Here is a 16434-nt window from a genome sequence, read left to right as displayed (position 1 = left end):
CATGCCTATCCCTACCTTTGAACCGCCCGTTGGCCCCTCACCCGGAACGGCGCACAAGCCGACCGTCAACCTTTGGGAATCCGACTTTGGCGACGGCTACAGCCAGCCTACGCCGAAGGGCATCAATCATATCCGCAGGGCCGTGTCGCTCACGTGGAATGTTCTCACCTATGACCAGATGCGGGAGATTGTGGATTTCCTTGAACGCATGGGCGGGCATCAGCAGTTTTATTTCCAGCCGTTCGGCGAGCCGTGCACCCGGAAGTGGACGTGCAAGGAATGGTCCAATACCACCGAAAGCGGCATTTGGAAGGTATCGGCGGAATTGGTGCAGAGTTTTAGCAACGCTGTTTGACTCACAGCGAGTCACCGGCACGTTTTCGCGTGCCGCCTCGCCTTCCTCAGTCTTGACCCGAAACGCTTCCAGCGAGTCGCTATGTCCCTTTGAGAAGGGATTCACTTGCGGAATGTTTTCCTGTATAAGGTAGCTATAGAGATTTTTTAGCTTATCGACGCACTTTGCCAACGATCTTGCTATAATACGAGAAAGCCCCCGACAGTGTGCTTTCTGTCGAGGGCCTAGAATATGCTGCTTCTGACAGCGATTAAGATATAGGATTAAAATCCTTCTCTGTCAAGTCAGAATGCAGCGCCCCTTGTGGAGCGTTGTTAGCTTCCAAGGAAACATACTGGCCTTGGAATGCGAGGGCGATACCGGGAACCTGACCGGCGCTATCAGTCAGCCAGAGACGAACGGAAGATCATGCTGACCGCTCCCCGATGGAGAACATCGGACGCTTCAGCAAGGTTATCGCCGCACCGGGCAACCGCGTGGAATGGATGCAATAAAAAGACGAACGCACTGTGAAAAGCTGACTTGTTTAGAAACCACAACGTTCGGTCATGTATGGATTGAAGGAAAGTCCATGCGTGGCGCTTACCGCTTTGCCCTCCGGGGCAGGATGTCGGAGTGCTGCTAGGCAAATGGAAGCCGCCTAGTGGGTTTAACAAACCAGAACTCTTCACCACCTGTTTGACGCAGAAAATCCCCCTCGACTAATACGACCGCCGACCTTGTGTCGGCTTATATAGGTTGTTTCAGTCGAGGGGGAATAAGTCCTATTCCCGCAGGTATTATTATGAGAGTAAATTAAAGATACCAAGCAAACGTGCGAGCGCAAGCGAGCGGCAAGGCCGAAGGCCGCGCAGGCGAGAACCGAAGGTTCGAGTGATGACCCATTCGTTATTCGAAGCCTAAAGACACTGCCCCTGCTTTTTCCAGACTAGCGAACTTGCGGCGTGCCTTTTTGCGAAGGGTTTCGAGATCGCGGATCATGTCATCTATGACGCGCTCCATTTCTAAGAACGTGCCGCAATCGTGGCTTAACAGAGGTGTAGGATCATCGCCATCGGTGGACCAGTGATTAGCAGGCACGATGTGGGTTGATCCGTTGCTGCTCATGATCGTGTCGCGATGACGAATGTCGAAATAGACCTGCATTTTTATTCTCCCATTGATAGGCTTCGACGATATCTCGAATATCGATCAGGTAGCAATATTTTTGACATCTCACGCATGTTCCAGGTGGGTTAATTTTGGATCATATTTACGGAGTTGCATCGTCTTAAGTAAGCGCTTACTTACTCCAACCATATGATCTTATTATATTTTATATATTGCGCCCTCGATTTCGGCGTGTCATGATTCTTATGCAAATCAGCCCATGAGGACACCAATGACCGAACCGCAGTGCTACCATCACAGTCACCTATACCACGCCATGATTGACCAGCTTGAGCAGATCGCTCGGACGTTCGACGCGGCAGCGCCCGACGACCTACGCAGTCGCATCATTGAGTGCGTCGGCGACCTTGGCGTTTGGCCTATGGGTATCTTCAACGGGCAGGATGAAGGGAAAATTATTGCGGTCACAGCATAAAAATCCCATTACGGCTATTGCGTAATGATTATCATTATGCCATAAGCGTAATCATCAGGGAGATACGACATGGCGCTCACTAACGCAGAAATCCAGCGAAACTGGCGTTTACGCCGGAAAGCTAAAAAAGTGGAAGCTATCAAATCCGCTGAAGGTCCAGCCGTTGCGGCAATCATGCGAACCCCGTTCTTCGAATTCTTCGACAATCACGGTGAGCAGCAGACCTTTACCATGTGTATGGACACTGCCGGGATTGAGCCGCCTGATTTCAGTGACGACAGCGCGCCGAAGTCGGCAACCGGCGAGATTGAAACGCTTTTTGCAGAGAACCCCGAAAACAGCGTGTATTACGGCCAGACCAATTCGCTTGCACGTGCGGAAATCATGATTGGTCAGCTAATTGATGCAACGGCAGCGCTGGCCAAGATCGTCAACGACTATAAGCGGGATGAGATAGACGCCCGGATTTCAGAGCTTGAACAATCCGACCTAACCGTTTCCGACAAAAAGAAACAGGCTTTCGCCGACATGGCGAGGCTTAAGAAGATGCGCGACCAGCTTGATAAGCAGGTGCGTTGGACCTTCCCGCAATGGAAGGTGACGGGCGAATAAGCCCTCAAAGCAAGACCTGCCGGACGGGTGCAACCATCCGGCAGATAAATGGAATGCAGACCTACAAAATCAACATTCAGCGGCCAAAGGCCAGATAGGACTATACCATGGCGAACATCGACAATGCAAACAACGCACCCGCCGCAACGCTTACCAAGAATGAGCTTTTTGCAGAGTTTGCGCAGTCGGAAGTTACCACCTACGACAGGTTTGGTAATAAGGATTATTACACTCATCGTGTAGCTAACCTTCTTGAGCTTACCGGCGACTACGTTGAAATTCACTTCAATATCGACTTAGCCGACGACCCCGAAAGTGATCTTGAAATGATCGAAAACGATCTGCTTGGTATGCTTTATAATGTGCAGATTGCCCGCGCGGCGTTCGATGACCTTAAGTCGAAGCGCCTTATTACGCCGGAAGAACCCGACATTAATAATGTAGACGCGGAGACGTATGCAGCTTGGGAACAGGCAGCAGAAGAAGCGGAGGAAAATCCGCGCTTTCGTCCTGCATTTGTCGCCAGCGAAACGAAGGATGCAGCATAATGGTCTTGCAGATGTTTAAAAACTTGCGAAAGGCGCTCATGCCTTCACCTGTAGCGTTTTCAGCCAAGTCCGATCTTGAGCGCATGATTTCCGCGCAGATGAAGGATGCGTTGCCGGACGCTGAAGCCTATCGCGTATCGCGGGATAGCAGCGATCCGAAGGCTGAATAGTCCTATAGCCTTAGAGCAATTGGCCCGCCGATCTTCACCGGCGGGCCAAGCTAGAACTATGACTGTGGTCTCTGCTGACGCCCATGATTCGAGAGTGTGCGCTTCACAACAGAGAAATCGAGATTGGCTGGTTGGTTCAGAATATATTGCTTGTCCACAATTGAACCTAGCTCCGTCGTCTCGGTGTCGTCTGCTGCGATTTCCAGTTTAAATTTCCGAGCCCAAACCTTACCATAGCCCTTCAAAAAGAACCCATAGTGAATGCTCTCTGCTTCTTCAGGCACGTCGAGAATAATCTTTCGTTCAAGCCAACCTGTGGTTCCCGTAATGGCACCATCCGTTGTCCGTTGCATCATGTTGTCAAATCGCAACGAAGAGCCAGCCTCTTTATCGACGCGTAACCATATGGTTCCGGTATCAGCATCCTCTGCGCGAATATGCGCAGTCAATTGTATCTTATCGTTCCTATAGCTGGCAGCGCTGATGCTTTGCATCATTGTTGAAATGCCCGCTGCCTTAACATTGAGCCCGCTCTTGCGCTCAATAACGCATTCTATTACCGCCGTCCCCGGCGATGTATGATCCAAACCCATCCGATAATACTCAGAATTACCGGCAGAAAACCAATCATCTGCCATTACATACGCCTTATCCTTCGGCGTTGCTGCTTGAACAAGTGCAGAGAGAGTATTCCAATCAGAAAATCCAAACTGATACGCGACAATTTCCAAGCAAGCGCTGTGCGAAAGATGAAGGTTCTGATTGGCGAGTGATTGGCGCAATATTCGCGCCATCGCTTTCGCATTGAGAAAACTATGCATTATTTGATCCTCTTCTAGGCGATCTTCAAAGAGTGTCAGTGCTCGCATTGCTGAGCGGACCGCCCAGAGGTCAAATCATAATATTGGGTGCGTTCACCATTCCAAAAAGGCGCGAGCGGCAGGCTGCACTTGCCTGAACGAAGGAAATCAAATGAGATCGATTCTGTCAATTCACCAATTTTGCTCTCAAAAAAAAGCAACACCGAAACGGCATTGAGAATACACCGACATTTATCGAGCAGATTTCCAAGTGGAGCATCCACAAAGTTGTAACACTTGTGATTTTCTAAAATCATCTAGGTGGTTGATTTTATTGAGAAAAAGAGCGATGGCTGGGGAACCTGGATTCGAACCAGGACTAACGGAGTCAGAGTCCGTGGGTCTACCGTTAACCTATTCCCCAACAGCCGTCCTTCAGGACGACGGGGCATCAAGTGATGCGGGTCGTCATATAGTTGAATTCCACCGGATTGCAAACCCCTTCATCGCATCTTTTGGACAATTGTTTTGTCTTGTCGAACAGGCTCCCCTGTCGATATGGTTCTCAAAGCTGCACATCGCTGTGCTCCAGCTTGAGGCATGAAGAAGCAACCATGACGAGTTTAAAATTTGGAACGAGCGGCCTTCGCGGTCTGGTGACTGAACTGCCGGACGAAGTTTGCCGGGCCTACACGCTGGCATTCCTGCGTCACATGGACAGAGCACACGGCATTGCCCCCGGCGGCAAAGTGCTGGTTGGTTATGATCTGCGAGACAGCAGCCCGCGAATCGCCGCCGCCTGTATCGATGCTGCCCAGGTCTTCGGCATGGAGGTCGAAAATAGCGGCCCTCTGCCAACGCCCGCACTAGCCTTGCGGGCGCTTGCCCAAAAGCTGCCTGCAATCATGGTAACCGGAAGCCATATTCCGGCAGATCGCAATGGATTGAAGTTTTACCGTCCAGACGGTGAAATCGACAAAGCTGACGAAGCTGGCATTCTGGCGGCGCTCGATCTTGCCGGTGCCGATGCTTCTACGCCTGACTATGCGGGGGAAATCTCACCGGCAGCGTTGGCGGAATATGAAAAACGCTGCATGTCGATGCTCGCCACCGGTGTGCTGGCAGGCAAGCGCATTGGCGTCTATCAGCACAGTTCCGTCGGACGTGATCTTATCGTGCGTGTCCTTGGCGCGCTCGGCGCAGAGACGGTCGCCATCGCCCGCTCAGATGTTTTCGTGCCCGTTGATACGGAAGCCCTGCGTCCGGAAGATGTTACGCTCGCCGCTAATGCCGCGGAAAAATACCGGCTTGATGCGTTGGTTTCCACTGATGGCGATGCGGACCGGCCGCTGGTTGCTGATGAAACCGGTGCTTTCATTCGCGGCGATAGTCTCGGCTTGCTTACAGCGCGGTTTTTAAATGCCGATGCGGTGGTAACGCCAGTCACGTCCAACACTGCCATCGAACTTAGCGGCCTCTTCGGCAAAGTATATCGCACCAAAGTCGGCTCTCCTTATGTCATCGAAGGAATGGAACAGGCTGCCAAAGACGGATATCAGCGTGTTGTCGGCTTTGAAGCCAATGGCGGCGTCTTGCTCGGATCAAAAGTTGGTCTGGGTGGTGGCTCGGTATCGGCACTGCCAACCCGCGATGCGATGCTGCCGATCATCGCCGTGCTTGGGATGGCAGCGAAAGGCAATGTGCCATTGTCCAAACTACTGTCCGATCTACCAGCGCGTTTCACTCGTAGCGGCCGTATCGAGCATGTAGAGGCAACGCTCAGTGGTCCGTTTTTGCAGAGCTTGCTGGATGAAGCACAGCAAACGAACTTCTTCGCACCTGTTGGCACCGTTCAGTCCAATGATGCCATCGACGGCGTGCGTGTAATGCTTGCGACTGGCGAGGTGGTGCATTATCGCGCTTCCGGAAATGCGCCGGAACTGCGCTGCTATGCCGAGGCTGCCAGTGAGGCCCGCGCTGAACAGTTGCTTCAATGGGGGTTGCAACAGGCTGCAGCGCAGCTGCGCAAATACAGCTAGAGTTCAGGTGTCTGCAACAGGCGAGTAACCACCTTCGCCATTGATTGTTGCCAGTGGGGAACCTCCCAGCCAAAAATACGCGTGAACTTTTCCGTGTCGAGACGAGAGTTCAAGGGACGCAATGCTTTAGTCGGATATTGTGCCGTCGGAATGTCATCTACATCGACATGCGATCTGCCGAGCGTTTCCGCCTGTGCGAAGATCGCACGGGTAAATCCGCTCCAATTGGTGTGGCCCGAACCTGCCAGATGATAGGTCCCAAAACCGGCGAAAGCACTATCCGACTGTAAGCGTCCTGCGACGTGCAGGATTGCATCGGCAATATCGGTGGCGGAGGTCGGATTTCCCCATTGGTCTGAAACAACGGAAAGTTGGTCGCGCGTTTCACCGAGATGCAGCATGGTCTTGACGAAGTTCTTTCCGAACGGGCTATAGACCCATGCGGTGCGCAAAATCAGATGACGCGGATTTGCAGCCGCAACGGCATGCTCACCCTCCAGTTTCGTCTTGCCATAGACAGTTCGTGGGCCAGTGAAGTCGTCCTCCTTGTGAGGCCTGTCGCCCTCGCCTGAAAAAACATAGTCGGTGGAAAGGTGGATAACCGAGGCTCCCGCATCCGCTGCCGCTTTGGCAACTGCACCTGCACCGTGTGCGTTGATTGCTTCCACCAGTTCGGGCTCATCCTCAGCCTGATCGACAGCTGTATATGCCGCTGCCGAAATGACAATATCCGGCTTTGCAGCATGGATAGCTGACGCAACGCTATGTATGTCAGTCAGGTCGATTTCAGGACGTGCCAAGGTGCAAAGCTCAATCTGCGGTTGCCCGGCCGCCTGTTCAACAAGGCTTCTAACAACCTGCCCATGACGTCCAGTGACGAGGATTCTCATGCAGCGCCTTTTGATGAAATGCCGCCCAGTCGCTCACCAGCATAAGAATTGCTGCGGATCGGCCGCCACCACCAATCATTATCGAGATACCATTGTACGGTTTGCTCGAGTCCGGCTTCAAACGTCACGGACGGTTCCCATCCAAGCTCCAGTCCAATCTTGGTAGCATCAATCGCATATCGCCGGTCATGCCCCGGGCGATCAGCAACAAAGGAGATCAGGTCACGATACGATGTATTTCCAGGCAGCGGACGCTTGTGATCAAGAACATTGCATATGGCTTCAACGACCTGCAGATTGGTGCGCTCGGCACGGCCGCCAATATTATAGCTCTCACCGGGTTTGCCTTGTTTCACAACAAGCTCGAGTGCCCGCGCGTGATCTTCAACGAAGAGCCAGTCTCGCACGTTCGCTCCTTGTCCATAGACCGGCAACAGTTTCCCCTCCAATGCATTGAGGATCGTGAGCGGGATCAACTTTTCCGGAAAATGATATGGTCCGTAATTATTGGAGCAGTTGGATAGTACAATCGGCAGGCCATAGGTTGCATGCCATGCCCGTACAAGATGATCTGATGCAGCCTTCGAGGCCGCATAGGGGGACGACGGAGCATAAGGTGTTTCTTCTGTAAAAATGCTCTCGTCGAAAGGCAGATCGCCGAAGACTTCATCCGTGGAGATATGGTGGAATCGGAATACCGATTGTTTCGGCTCCGGCAGTTCCCGCCAATAGGTAAGAGCTGCATTCAGAAGCCGGAATGTCCCCACAATATTGGTCTCGATAAAAGCGGCGGGACCGTCGATTGAACGATCGACGTGGCTTTCCGCAGCAAGATGCATAACCGCATCAATCTCGTATTTATGCAATATCGCAAGGATAGTGGCTTCGTCCCAGATATCGGCTTGAACGAAGCAGTAGTTTGACTGGCTTTCAATCTGACGAAGGGATGCCAGATTTCCAGCATAGGTCAATTTATCAACATTCACCACGTGGTTCGATGGATTGTATGCCAATTGCCTACAAACGGCAGAGCCAATGAAACCAGCACCACCTGTCACGAGAATCTTCATATATATTCCTCAGACAAATATGTCCGCCTGTTCCAGTAGAGGTGCGCTTCGGTCTTTGTCAGATAGCTGAACCTTGGAAACGTCCACCTGCCAGTCTACGCCTATCGCCGCATCATCAAAACGCAATGACCTGTCATGTGCTGCGGAGTAATAATCAGTCACTTTGTAAACGACTTCCGTGTTGTCTTCCAATGTAACAAACCCATGGGCGAATCCTTTAGGGACAAGTATCTGGTTCCACCTTGCGGCAGAAACCTCCAATGATAACCACTGGCGAAATGTCGGCGAGCTTTTTCTGATATCCACAACCACATCGAGGATTGCGCCCCTGATTACCCGTACAAGCTTATCCTGAGCTCGCGGCGGCAATTGGTAATGCAGCCCACGCAAAACGCCTTTATTTACCGAGAGGGAATGATTATCCTGAACAAACTGCAGATTTATTCCGGCATTGCCAAAGCTCTCGGCATTCCAGGTTTCGGAGAAGAACCCGCGATCATCACCAAGTTTTCGCGGCAAAATCTCTAGAACGCCTTCAAGCGCGCGAGGGCGGACTTCAATCATGATCTCGTGACCTCATCGGCACGCCGCCGCAGATACAGGGCGTAATCGGTCATTCCCATTTTGTCTGCACGTTCATGCACCTGAGCCGGGCTTACCCAACCCCATTCAAGGCCGATCTCTTCAGGACAGGCAATTTTAATACCCTGCCGGAGTTCAATCGTGCGAACAAAGGACGAGGCATCATGCAAACTGTCGTGACTACCCGTATCGAGCCAAGCATAGCCCCGCCCCATTTTCTGCACACGCAAGTCACCGCGCTCCAGATAGATATTGTTGACGCTGGTTATTTCGAGTTCGCCCCTGCCGGATGGCTTGATGGACTTTGCGATATCGACCACTTCATTGTCGTAAAAGTACAGGCCTGTAACTGCCCAGCTGGATTTTGGCCTTAGCGGCTTTTCCTCGATGCTCAACGCCTTGCCGGTGGCTTTCTCAAATTCGACAACGCCATATCGCTGCGGATCATCAACATGATAGGCGAAAACAGTTCCACCTTTTGCTGCGAGCGATGCCTGCTGGCAAAGGTTCGAAAGCCCGTCACCGAAGTAAATATTGTCTCCGAGTATCATGGCCACACTGTCATCGCCAATAAAGTCGCGACCAATGATGAATGCCTCGGCCAAACCGTTTGGGTTCGGCTGCTCGGCGTAGGAAAAATTGACCCCGAATGCACTGCCATCTCCCAGCAGCTTTCGAAAAAGCGGTAAATCGTGCGGCGTCGATATCACGAGAATATCCCGTATCCCGGCCAGCATGAGTACGCTCAGCGGGTAATAGATCATCGGCTTGTCATAGATCGGAAGCATCTGCTTGGAGACTGCGATTGTAAGCGGATAAAGGCGCGTGCCGCTGCCGCCCGCCAGAATTATACCCTTCATCCATCGCTTCCTTAATGTCGGCGCCAGCCACCCGAACCGTTTCAACAGAAGCGGTACGCAATTCACCTGCTATTCTGGCAGATACTGAATGACGATAACAACCCCAATATGACCGTAAGTTAAATTCGATCCCGGATTTGCATCACAGCGATTTGACATCCTCCTGAGGTAAGCTGTCGCTTGTAAGCCATTTAATCCATGCTATATGTATGGCTGTTATAAGCATACTTACGAGTAGCCACCTTCCCATCATGGACAATGCACCGACACTCAGCTTTCTTCTGCATGAAGTTGCGCGGCTATTGCGCAAACGTTTCGAGCAGCGGGCTAAAGACCTGGGCCTGACAAGGTCCCAGTGGCAGACGCTTGCCTATCTTTCGAAGAATGAAGGTATTCATCAGGCCGGGCTGGCAGAATTGCTGGAAATTGAGCCGATCACGCTTGTTCGCATTCTCGACAAGCTTGAGCAGCGCGGGTTGATTGAGCGCCGGAAACATCCGACTGACCGGCGCATCCGCCTGCTGTTTTCGCGCGAAGAGGCGCGTCCTCTGCTGGATGGTATCCGCCGCGTCGCAGAGCTTACCCGTTCGGAAGCACTTGCCGATGTACCCGATGAAGATCGCAAGCACCTCATACGTACCCTTACCTTAATGAAAACAAATCTGGTCGACGCATGCCAAACGCCGGTCACGGACTAGAGAGAAAAATCATGGCTGACGGTTCAACTTCCTTACGTATCCCTGCCAATTCAGATACTTCGCCGGCTTCGCCTCAGATGGAAAAGCCTGAGCCTGCTATCGAAACGGCTCCGTCCGAGCAGTTGGCACCTTTGCCTCCAGAGCCCGTTGCAGTGCCTGCAAAGGCCAAACGCAACCGCAAGCGCACCGTGCTTTTCACTCTGCTTCCACTGGTGTTGATCGTCGGAGGCTACTTTTATGTGACCGGCGGCCAGGTCATGTCGACTGATAATGCCTATATCCAGGCTGATATGGTTGGCATATCGACAGATGTTTCCGGCATCGTGCAAAGCATCGAGGTTCGCGACAACCAGCAGGTGAAGCAGGGTGATGTCCTGTTCCGCCTTGATCCTGCCGTCTACAGCATCGCGCTTGCGGGAGCCAAAGCCCAGCTTGGTGTCGTTCGAAATCAGATTCTCAATCTGGAGGCCAGCTATAGGCAATCGCTTGCTGAAACCACACAGGCCGAAGCCGATATTCCGTTTTTCCAGAAGACTTTGCAGCGTCAGCAGGACCTGATTGCCAGCGCTTCTGCTTCACGCGCAACGTTTGACCAAGCCAAGCACGATCTCGACGCGGCTCAACAAAAAGTCGACGTTGCAAAGGCCGAAGCAGCCGCAACGCTGGCACAACTTGGTGGAAACGCCGATCTGCCGGTCGAACAGAATCCTTCCTATCTGAATGCACAATCCGCTGTGGACAATGCCCAGCGCAATTTCGACCGGACGATTGTACGCGCTCCCTTCGACGGCATCGTTACGAATGTCAGCTCGTTGCAGATTGGCTCATATCTCCAAGCCTCACAGGCCGGGTTCAGTCTCGTTTCGAACACTCATATGTGGATTGCAGCAAGCCCCAAGGAAACAGAGCTGACTTATGTTCGTGAAGGGCAACACGTCGCCATCAGTGTGGACACCTATCCGGGAGTGGAATGGAAAGGCACTGTTGCAAGTATCAGCCCTGCCTCCGGATCAAGCTTTTCATTGCTGCCCGCACAGAACACGACCGGCAACTGGGTCAAGGTCGTTCAGCGTATCCCCATGCTCGTCAGCATTGATGATATGGCCGGAAAGCCTCCTTTGCGCGTTGGCATGAGCGTCGATATCGGCGTTGACACCGGACACGCGCGCGGCCTGCCCAAACTCTTGGACGGCCTGTTCGGCGGTAAGTAAACCATGTCTACCGCAACAACAGTCAATGATGTGCCGATCGTCGCCAATCGCGGCATGATTACTGCATCTGTCATTCTTGCAGTGATCATGCAGGCGCTCGACACGACCATTGCCAATGTGGCGCTGCCCTATATTCAGGGCAGTGTCTCGGCAAGTGCCGATCAGATAAACTGGGTTCTGACATCCTATATCGTTGCCGCAGCTATCATGACGCCGCCTTCGGGCTTTCTGGCTGCGCGTTTCGGCCGGAAGAACGTGCTTCTGACTGCCATCGTTGGCTTCGTTATCGCTTCAGTTCTGTGCGGGCTCGCGCAGTCTCTACCGCAGATCGTCATCTTTCGCTTGATGCAAGGCTTGTTCGGGGCAGCACTCGTGCCCCTGTCGCAAGGCATTCTCCTCGACATTTATTCCGTAGAAGAACGCGGTAAGGCCATGGCTCTGTTTGGCGTTTCCGTGATGGTCGGCCCCGTGCTTGGCCCGGTCATTGGCGGCTGGCTTACGGACAATATAAGCTGGCGCTGGGTGTTCTACATCAATGTGCCAATTGGAATGCTGGCATTCTTCGGCATTGTTGCCTTCGTCTCCGAAACCGCACGCAACATCACGGCAAAGCTGGACTGGTTCGGTTTCGGCATGCTTAGCCTTGCCATCGCGACCTTGCAGCTTTTCCTTGACCGCGGTGAGCAATTGGATTGGTTTTCTTCTGCCGAAATTCAGCTTGAAGCGCTTATATGCGCCGGTGCGTTCTATCTTTTCCTTGTTCACACGTTTACGGCCAAGCAATCCTTCGTCAATCCGCGCCTTTTCCTCGACCGCAATTTCTCTGTCAGCATGTTTTTCATCTTCGTCATTGGCGTGACCTATCTCGCCTCGCTTGCGCTGATGACGCCTTATCTGCAAACGCTGATGGACTACCCCGTCATCACTGCGGGCATTGTCATGGGACCGCGTGGTATCGGAACCATGGCAAGCATGTTCATTGTCGGCCGGATGATCGGCAAAATCGATACACGGGCGCTGCTGATTTTCGGTTTCAGCCTGACCGCCTGGGCGATGTACGACATGACCGGCTGGACTCCGGATGTTTCGCAATCGACAATTATCTATGTGGGCTTCATTCAGGGTGCCGGATTGGGATTCCTGTTCGTTCCGCTAACGACTATTGCCTTTGCCACCCTTCCAGCCGCCATGCGCGGCGAAGGTACCGGACTTTACAATCTTTCGCGAAATATCGGCTCAAGCGTGGGCATTGCCGTCGTCACCGCACTGATCACCGAGAATGTACAGAGTAATCATTCGTCGATTGCCGCTTATGTGACGCCATTCAATCATGCCTTCAATGCACCTGTGGTGATGGAGCATCTCAATCCGATGACGGCTGCAGGCCGCGCAGCACTTGATGGAATGATTACCACGCAGGCTACCATCATTGCCTATATGGACGACTTCAAGCTGTTGATGATCATGTCAATCGTCTCGATCCCGCTTGTTCTATTGCTCCGCAAACCCGGATCGAGCGCTCCTGCGCCAGACGACCACCCTGCCGTGATGGAATAGACCGCTCGATTGGGGTAAGGCTGACACCAGTTGTGACTTAATGATTCGGAAAAGGTTCTCGATGGTCAACATTAAGGACGTAGCGGCGCGGGCCAATGTTTCCGTCGGTACGGTTTCCCGTGTGCTGGCCAAAAACGAAACCGTAGGCAAAGAGTTGCGCGAGTTGGTGGAAGCAACCATTCGCGAGCTAAACTTCCGGCCGAGCGGTGTCGCTCGGGGCTTGAGGCGCAGCCGAACCGATATGATCGGGCTGGTCATTCCTGATATTACCAACCCCTTCTTTGCCGAGCTTGCCAAACATGTGGAAGCCATTGCCTCCAAAGCCGGCTTTTCCGTATTGCTGTCTATCACCAATGACGACCCCAAGATTGAGCTTTCGCAGATCGAAAGCCTGCTCAAGAGCTATCCCACCGGGCTGATTATCGTACCCACGCAATTTGGCGCGTCAGAAGGATGGCAGAGCGAAATCGCGACAGTTGCTGTCGACAGGCGTTTGAGCAACTATCCGCTTATTTCTGTTGATCATTACGCTGGCGCGGGTCTTGCCGCACAGCACCTTCTGGACCTCGGCCATAAACGCATTGCCTATATTGCCGGGCCAAATAATTCCCCCGTATCGCGCGAGCGTCGCAGTGGTTTCCTGGATACGCTTGTCGCTGCGGGGATTCAGCCGGAAATAACTGAAGGCCAATTCGATTATCAATCAGGTGAGGTCCTGGGAAAACTGCTGCTTACACGCCCGGAAAACACCAGACCTACGGCAATTGCTACAGCCAGCGATCAGCAGGCCATAGGGCTGATCCGGGCAGCAACTGACCTTGATCTTAAGGTTCCCGATAACGTGTCGATTATCGGCTTTGATGACATCCCGCTCGCCAATCTGATTGCGCCACGGCTGACGACCATCAGTCAGCCGGTAGAACAGATCGCTGCACGCGCTGTCGCTTTCATCATCAGCGACAATTCCACTCTGCTTACCGGCGAATTACTGGATGCAACTTTGGTGGTACGCAATTCGACGGCTGCTATTTCAACTTAAGCGTTTTCCGGCGGTATCACGCCCTTTGTCAGGATGAAGCAGCCATAGAAGCGGCGTTCTCCCGTTGCGATGACACAATAGGCGTTCTTGGCATGCTCATAGAATGCCATCCGGTCGATTGATACCATCGGCCAGTGTTTGCCTTCGGCCTGATCGATTTCAGCCTGCATCTCGATCTGCACATCCGGCACTTCATCCGGGCTTCCGACAATCTCCATGCGCGCTGCTGCATCATCAATGAATGTATCGAGCGGCATGACCGAAAGGATCGCCCGCGCGGCACGTGGTGCCGTTACAGCATCAATACGCAGGAGGCGGCCCAGCCTTGTCTGCCGAGCGACGGAATCACCCGGGAAATTGGTATCGCAAATGACAAGACGGTCCCCATGCCCCATGGATTTCAGTGCATAGAGCACATCGGCGTTAAGCAGTGGGTCGAGATTTTTCAGCACTGTTCTACCTCATCAACGATTGGATTGGGTCGCCAGGAACTGCTCGAATACCTCGGCAGTAGCATAGGACTTTTGCGTTCCAGGGCGCGTAATGGAATCTGCTGCGTAAATTGCGGCCTTCTTCAATGATGCCTCAAGCTTGCCGGTCTCGACATAGAACTGCGCGAAGCTGCCGATGAAAGCATCCCCCGCGCCTGTCGTGTCCTTAGGCTTCACCTTGACCGGTTCAATCAACGTTGATTGATCTTTGGTTATCAGGCGTGCACCGCGCGAACCAAGGGTTACAATTACTGTACGGATGCCTTTGAAAATAAGCGAGTGGGCCGCCTCTTCAATCTCTTCATCTGTTCCGGTTGGCAATCCGGTCAGTAATGCCAACTCTGTCTCGTTAGGAACGACAAAAGTGGCGGTAGTGACTTTTGCAGGGTCAAGATCCGGGGCAGCAGGTGCAGGATTCAATATGGTTTCGATGCCATGCTTCTCGGCAAATTGAAGCGTGTAATAGACAGTCTCCAGCGGCACTTCCAACTGCATCAGGATCAGGCTGCATTTTTTCAGATCATCCGCTGCCGCATCGATATCGGCGGGCTTCAGATCATTGTTGGCACCTTTGATAATAAGAATGGAATTCTCACCTGTCTCATCGACAAAAATCGGCGCGACGCCGCTCGACGTCCCGGCAACCGTACCGACATGGGAAATATCGATACCATTTTCCTTGAGATTGTTGATCGTGCTCTGGCCAAACACATCGTCACCAACCTTGGTGAGCATCAGTACATCAGCGCCTAGCCTTGCTGCCGCAACCGCCTGATTTGCACCTTTGCCGCCAAATCCCATCGAAAATTCCGGGGCTTCCAGCGTTTCACCTGGTGCAGGCATGCGGATGATCGATGTCACCAGATCGGTCATGTTACTGCCAACCACTGCAATGCGTCGTGCCATATATATGTCCCTCAAATTGATGCTGTTATCTATCCGTATTGCGGAAAGCGTTCAAAGCAATAACGATCAGCAGAAATCCACCCCATATGAAATCGATCAAATGGTTGGAAAACCGCAATATCTGGAAACCGGAAGAAAGCAACATCAACGCAATCAGTGCAATAGAGACGCCAAGCACCCTACCCTTGCCGCCCGCCGGATTGGTGCCACCGAGCACCGCAATCAGAACCGCCTGCAACAGGTAGGACGCGCCATAGTCTGACTTTGCAGCATTGGTGCGGCCTGACAGGATAACCCCGGCAATAGCGGCCAGCAGACCTGTCAGCATGTACGAATAAAGGATCATGCGATCCTTGCGCAGACCGGCAAAAACCGCCGCCTTAGGATTGGTGCCGATGAGCATCAGATTAACGCCGAATGTCGTCCGGGTCAGCAGTACAGCGACAACTCCCGCCACGATAACAAATAGCACGAATGGTGTGGCCACTCCGACAATCTTGCCATTACCAATGAAATTCCAGCCATCCGGAAAACCGGTGATTGCCGGGCCGCCGGTGAGAACCACCGCAAGTCCAGTGAATATCTGTCCCGTGCCGAGTGTTGCAAGAATAGGGGTAATTCGCAGTTTCGAAATCAGAAAACCGTTCAGCAATCCGGCCAGCAGGCCAATGCCAAGCGCCATCAATATTCCAAGGCCAGTATAAAGCAGGATCATGCCGGTCGATTGATCCGTACCGACAATGACGGAGTGGAAAAACACCCCGGCGAGGATACCGGCAAGATTGGCGATACCGACCACTGACAGATCGATGCCGCCCGTCAGCATGGCAATCATCATGGCGATGGCCAAAATACCAAGTTCGGGCATGATGTAGGTGATGGACTCGAAATTGTAGTAGCGCAGGAACTTGTCGGGATTCAGCCATGACATCAGCGCGAATACCAGAATGGTGATCGCGATGAGCTGCAGGATGTTACGGTCCTGTCCGAGAATACGTTTGGCGATTGAGCTGTCTGACAT

The 16434-nt window shown here is 52.7% G+C and carries 19 protein-coding genes and 1 tRNA gene; 10 read left to right on the top strand and 10 right to left on the bottom strand.

The window, feature by feature from the left end:
- The first annotated feature begins 1 nt into the window (after nt 1).
- On the top strand, nt 2-355 hold the full coding sequence (locus ABKW30_RS06335) for a phage tail protein (protein WP_348597500.1): 354 nt from the start codon (nt 2-4) through the stop codon (nt 353-355).
- An 888-nt stretch (nt 356-1243) separates the two neighbouring features.
- Here the strand turns inward: ABKW30_RS06335 and ABKW30_RS06330 are convergent.
- On the bottom strand, nt 1244-1501 hold the full coding sequence (locus tag ABKW30_RS06330; RefSeq protein WP_348597498.1) for a hypothetical protein: 258 nt from the start codon (nt 1499-1501) through the stop codon (nt 1244-1246).
- 235 nt (nt 1502-1736) lie between these two features.
- Here ABKW30_RS06330 and ABKW30_RS06325 point away from each other — a divergent pair, with 235 nt between their 5' ends.
- The 4 genes from ABKW30_RS06325 to ABKW30_RS06310 all read left to right on the top strand — a co-directional run bounded on the left by ABKW30_RS06325 (nt 1737) and on the right by ABKW30_RS06310 (nt 3270).
- Entirely contained in the window at nt 1737-1940 is a 204-nt protein-coding gene (locus ABKW30_RS06325; RefSeq protein ID WP_348597496.1) for a hypothetical protein, read from the top strand.
- 69 nt (nt 1941-2009) lie between these two features.
- Nucleotides 2010-2552, top strand: a complete 543-nt coding sequence (locus tag ABKW30_RS06320) for a hypothetical protein (protein ID WP_348597494.1) — start codon at nt 2010-2012, stop codon at nt 2550-2552.
- A 107-nt stretch (nt 2553-2659) separates the two neighbouring features.
- Nucleotides 2660-3100 carry a hypothetical protein gene (locus tag ABKW30_RS06315; RefSeq protein WP_348597492.1) on the top strand — a complete coding sequence of 147 codons (441 nt, stop codon included), beginning with the start codon at nt 2660-2662 and terminating at the stop codon, nt 3098-3100.
- Nucleotides 3100-3270, top strand: coding sequence for a hypothetical protein (locus ABKW30_RS06310; RefSeq protein WP_348597490.1), 171 nt, complete (start codon nt 3100-3102; stop codon nt 3268-3270). The genes ABKW30_RS06315 and ABKW30_RS06310 overlap by 1 nt, the downstream gene beginning before the upstream one ends.
- Nucleotides 3271-3326: 56 nt before the next feature.
- On the opposite strand, the gene ABKW30_RS06305 is transcribed toward ABKW30_RS06310, so the two are convergent.
- Nucleotides 3327-4091: a glyoxalase superfamily protein gene (locus ABKW30_RS06305; RefSeq protein ID WP_348597488.1), complete on the bottom strand. Its 765-nt coding sequence runs from the start codon at nt 4089-4091 to the stop codon at nt 3327-3329.
- 329 nt (nt 4092-4420) lie between these two features.
- A tRNA-Gln gene (locus ABKW30_RS06300) sits at nt 4421-4494 on the bottom strand.
- 190 nt (nt 4495-4684) lie between these two features.
- Between ABKW30_RS06300 and ABKW30_RS06295 the strand changes: the two genes are divergently transcribed.
- Nucleotides 4685-6109 (top strand): phosphomannomutase, encoded by a 1425-nt coding sequence (locus ABKW30_RS06295; protein WP_348597486.1) that lies wholly within the window; start codon nt 4685-4687, stop codon nt 6107-6109.
- Here the strand turns inward: ABKW30_RS06295 and rfbD are convergent.
- Genes rfbD through rfbA form a run of 4 tightly spaced genes read right to left on the bottom strand, consistent with a single transcriptional unit; the run spans nt 6106 to nt 9511 of the window.
- Nucleotides 6106-6999, bottom strand: coding sequence for a dTDP-4-dehydrorhamnose reductase (gene rfbD / locus ABKW30_RS06290; protein WP_348597484.1), 894 nt, complete (start codon nt 6997-6999; stop codon nt 6106-6108). The two genes, ABKW30_RS06295 and rfbD, sit on opposite strands and share 4 nt — an antisense overlap.
- On the bottom strand, nt 6996-8069 hold the full coding sequence (rfbB, locus tag ABKW30_RS06285; RefSeq protein WP_348597482.1) for a dTDP-glucose 4,6-dehydratase: 1074 nt from the start codon (nt 8067-8069) through the stop codon (nt 6996-6998). Before rfbB ends, rfbD begins: the two co-directional genes overlap by 4 nt.
- A 9-nt stretch (nt 8070-8078) precedes the next feature.
- Nucleotides 8079-8633: a dTDP-4-dehydrorhamnose 3,5-epimerase gene (gene rfbC / locus ABKW30_RS06280; RefSeq protein WP_348597481.1), complete on the bottom strand. Its 555-nt coding sequence runs from the start codon at nt 8631-8633 to the stop codon at nt 8079-8081.
- Nucleotides 8630-9511 carry a glucose-1-phosphate thymidylyltransferase RfbA gene (rfbA, locus tag ABKW30_RS06275; RefSeq protein WP_348597479.1) on the bottom strand — a complete coding sequence of 294 codons (882 nt, stop codon included), beginning with the start codon at nt 9509-9511 and terminating at the stop codon, nt 8630-8632. Before rfbA ends, rfbC begins: the two co-directional genes overlap by 4 nt.
- A gap of 251 nt (nt 9512-9762) precedes the next feature.
- Between rfbA and ABKW30_RS06270 the strand changes: the two genes are divergently transcribed.
- From ABKW30_RS06270 to ABKW30_RS06255, 4 genes are all read left to right on the top strand, one after another.
- Nucleotides 9763-10209, top strand: coding sequence for a MarR family transcriptional regulator (locus ABKW30_RS06270; protein ID WP_348597641.1), 447 nt, complete (start codon nt 9763-9765; stop codon nt 10207-10209).
- A gap of 11 nt (nt 10210-10220) precedes the next feature.
- Nucleotides 10221-11420, top strand: a complete 1200-nt coding sequence (locus ABKW30_RS06265; protein ID WP_348597478.1) for an HlyD family secretion protein — start codon at nt 10221-10223, stop codon at nt 11418-11420.
- Nucleotides 11421-11423: 3 nt separating this feature from the next.
- Complete coding sequence (locus ABKW30_RS06260; protein ID WP_348597477.1) at nt 11424-12977, top strand: DHA2 family efflux MFS transporter permease subunit; 1554 nt, start codon at nt 11424-11426, stop codon at nt 12975-12977.
- Between the two features lie 61 nt (nt 12978-13038).
- On the top strand, nt 13039-14016 hold the full coding sequence (locus tag ABKW30_RS06255) for a LacI family DNA-binding transcriptional regulator (protein WP_348597475.1): 978 nt from the start codon (nt 13039-13041) through the stop codon (nt 14014-14016).
- On the opposite strand, the gene ABKW30_RS06250 is transcribed toward ABKW30_RS06255, so the two are convergent.
- From ABKW30_RS06250 to ABKW30_RS06240, 3 genes are read right to left on the bottom strand one after another with little or no spacing between them, the layout of a single operon-like run.
- Entirely contained in the window at nt 14013-14468 is a 456-nt protein-coding gene (locus ABKW30_RS06250; protein WP_348597473.1) for an RbsD/FucU family protein, read from the bottom strand. The genes ABKW30_RS06255 and ABKW30_RS06250 overlap by 4 nt on opposite strands.
- A 12-nt stretch (nt 14469-14480) precedes the next feature.
- The gene (gene rbsK, locus ABKW30_RS06245; protein WP_348597472.1) at nt 14481-15413 is read right to left on the bottom strand and encodes a ribokinase; all 933 of its coding nucleotides are present in this window, start codon (nt 15411-15413) and stop codon (nt 14481-14483) included.
- 25 nt (nt 15414-15438) lie between these two features.
- Nucleotides 15439-16434, bottom strand: a complete 996-nt coding sequence (locus ABKW30_RS06240) for an ABC transporter permease (protein ID WP_348597470.1) — start codon at nt 16432-16434, stop codon at nt 15439-15441.

The sequence above is a fragment of the Phyllobacterium sp. SB3 genome, assembly GCF_040009165.1.
Classification (GTDB): Bacteria; Pseudomonadota; Alphaproteobacteria; order Rhizobiales; family Rhizobiaceae; genus Phyllobacterium.
The sequence above is the reverse complement of the archived record's forward strand: the minus strand, read 5'-3'. Positions and strand labels throughout refer to the sequence as shown.

Coding starts and splice junctions, on each gene's coding strand:
- ABKW30_RS06335 (WP_348597500.1), top strand. CDS start 2: ATGCCTATCCCTACCTTTGAACCGCCCGTTGGCCCCTCACCCGGAACG.
- ABKW30_RS06330 (WP_348597498.1), bottom strand. CDS start 1,501: ATGCAGGTCTATTTCGACATTCGTCATCGCGACACGATCATGAGCAGC.
- ABKW30_RS06325 (WP_348597496.1), top strand. CDS start 1,737: ATGACCGAACCGCAGTGCTACCATCACAGTCACCTATACCACGCCATG.
- ABKW30_RS06320 (WP_348597494.1), top strand. CDS start 2,010: ATGGCGCTCACTAACGCAGAAATCCAGCGAAACTGGCGTTTACGCCGG.
- ABKW30_RS06315 (WP_348597492.1), top strand. CDS start 2,660: ATGGCGAACATCGACAATGCAAACAACGCACCCGCCGCAACGCTTACC.
- ABKW30_RS06310 (WP_348597490.1), top strand. CDS start 3,100: ATGGTCTTGCAGATGTTTAAAAACTTGCGAAAGGCGCTCATGCCTTCA.
- ABKW30_RS06305 (WP_348597488.1), bottom strand. CDS start 4,091: ATGCATAGTTTTCTCAATGCGAAAGCGATGGCGCGAATATTGCGCCAA.
- ABKW30_RS06295 (WP_348597486.1), top strand. CDS start 4,685: ATGACGAGTTTAAAATTTGGAACGAGCGGCCTTCGCGGTCTGGTGACT.
- rfbD (WP_348597484.1), bottom strand. CDS start 6,999: ATGAGAATCCTCGTCACTGGACGTCATGGGCAGGTTGTTAGAAGCCTT.
- rfbB (WP_348597482.1), bottom strand. CDS start 8,069: ATGAAGATTCTCGTGACAGGTGGTGCTGGTTTCATTGGCTCTGCCGTT.
- rfbC (WP_348597481.1), bottom strand. CDS start 8,633: ATGATTGAAGTCCGCCCTCGCGCGCTTGAAGGCGTTCTAGAGATTTTG.
- rfbA (WP_348597479.1), bottom strand. CDS start 9,511: ATGAAGGGTATAATTCTGGCGGGCGGCAGCGGCACGCGCCTTTATCCG.
- ABKW30_RS06270 (WP_348597641.1), top strand. CDS start 9,763: ATGGACAATGCACCGACACTCAGCTTTCTTCTGCATGAAGTTGCGCGG.
- ABKW30_RS06265 (WP_348597478.1), top strand. CDS start 10,221: ATGGCTGACGGTTCAACTTCCTTACGTATCCCTGCCAATTCAGATACT.
- ABKW30_RS06260 (WP_348597477.1), top strand. CDS start 11,424: ATGTCTACCGCAACAACAGTCAATGATGTGCCGATCGTCGCCAATCGC.
- ABKW30_RS06255 (WP_348597475.1), top strand. CDS start 13,039: ATGGTCAACATTAAGGACGTAGCGGCGCGGGCCAATGTTTCCGTCGGT.
- rbsK (WP_348597472.1), bottom strand. CDS start 15,413: ATGGCACGACGCATTGCAGTGGTTGGCAGTAACATGACCGATCTGGTG.
- ABKW30_RS06240 (WP_348597470.1), bottom strand. CDS start 16,434: ATGTCAGACAGCTCAATCGCCAAACGTATTCTCGGACAGGACCGTAAC.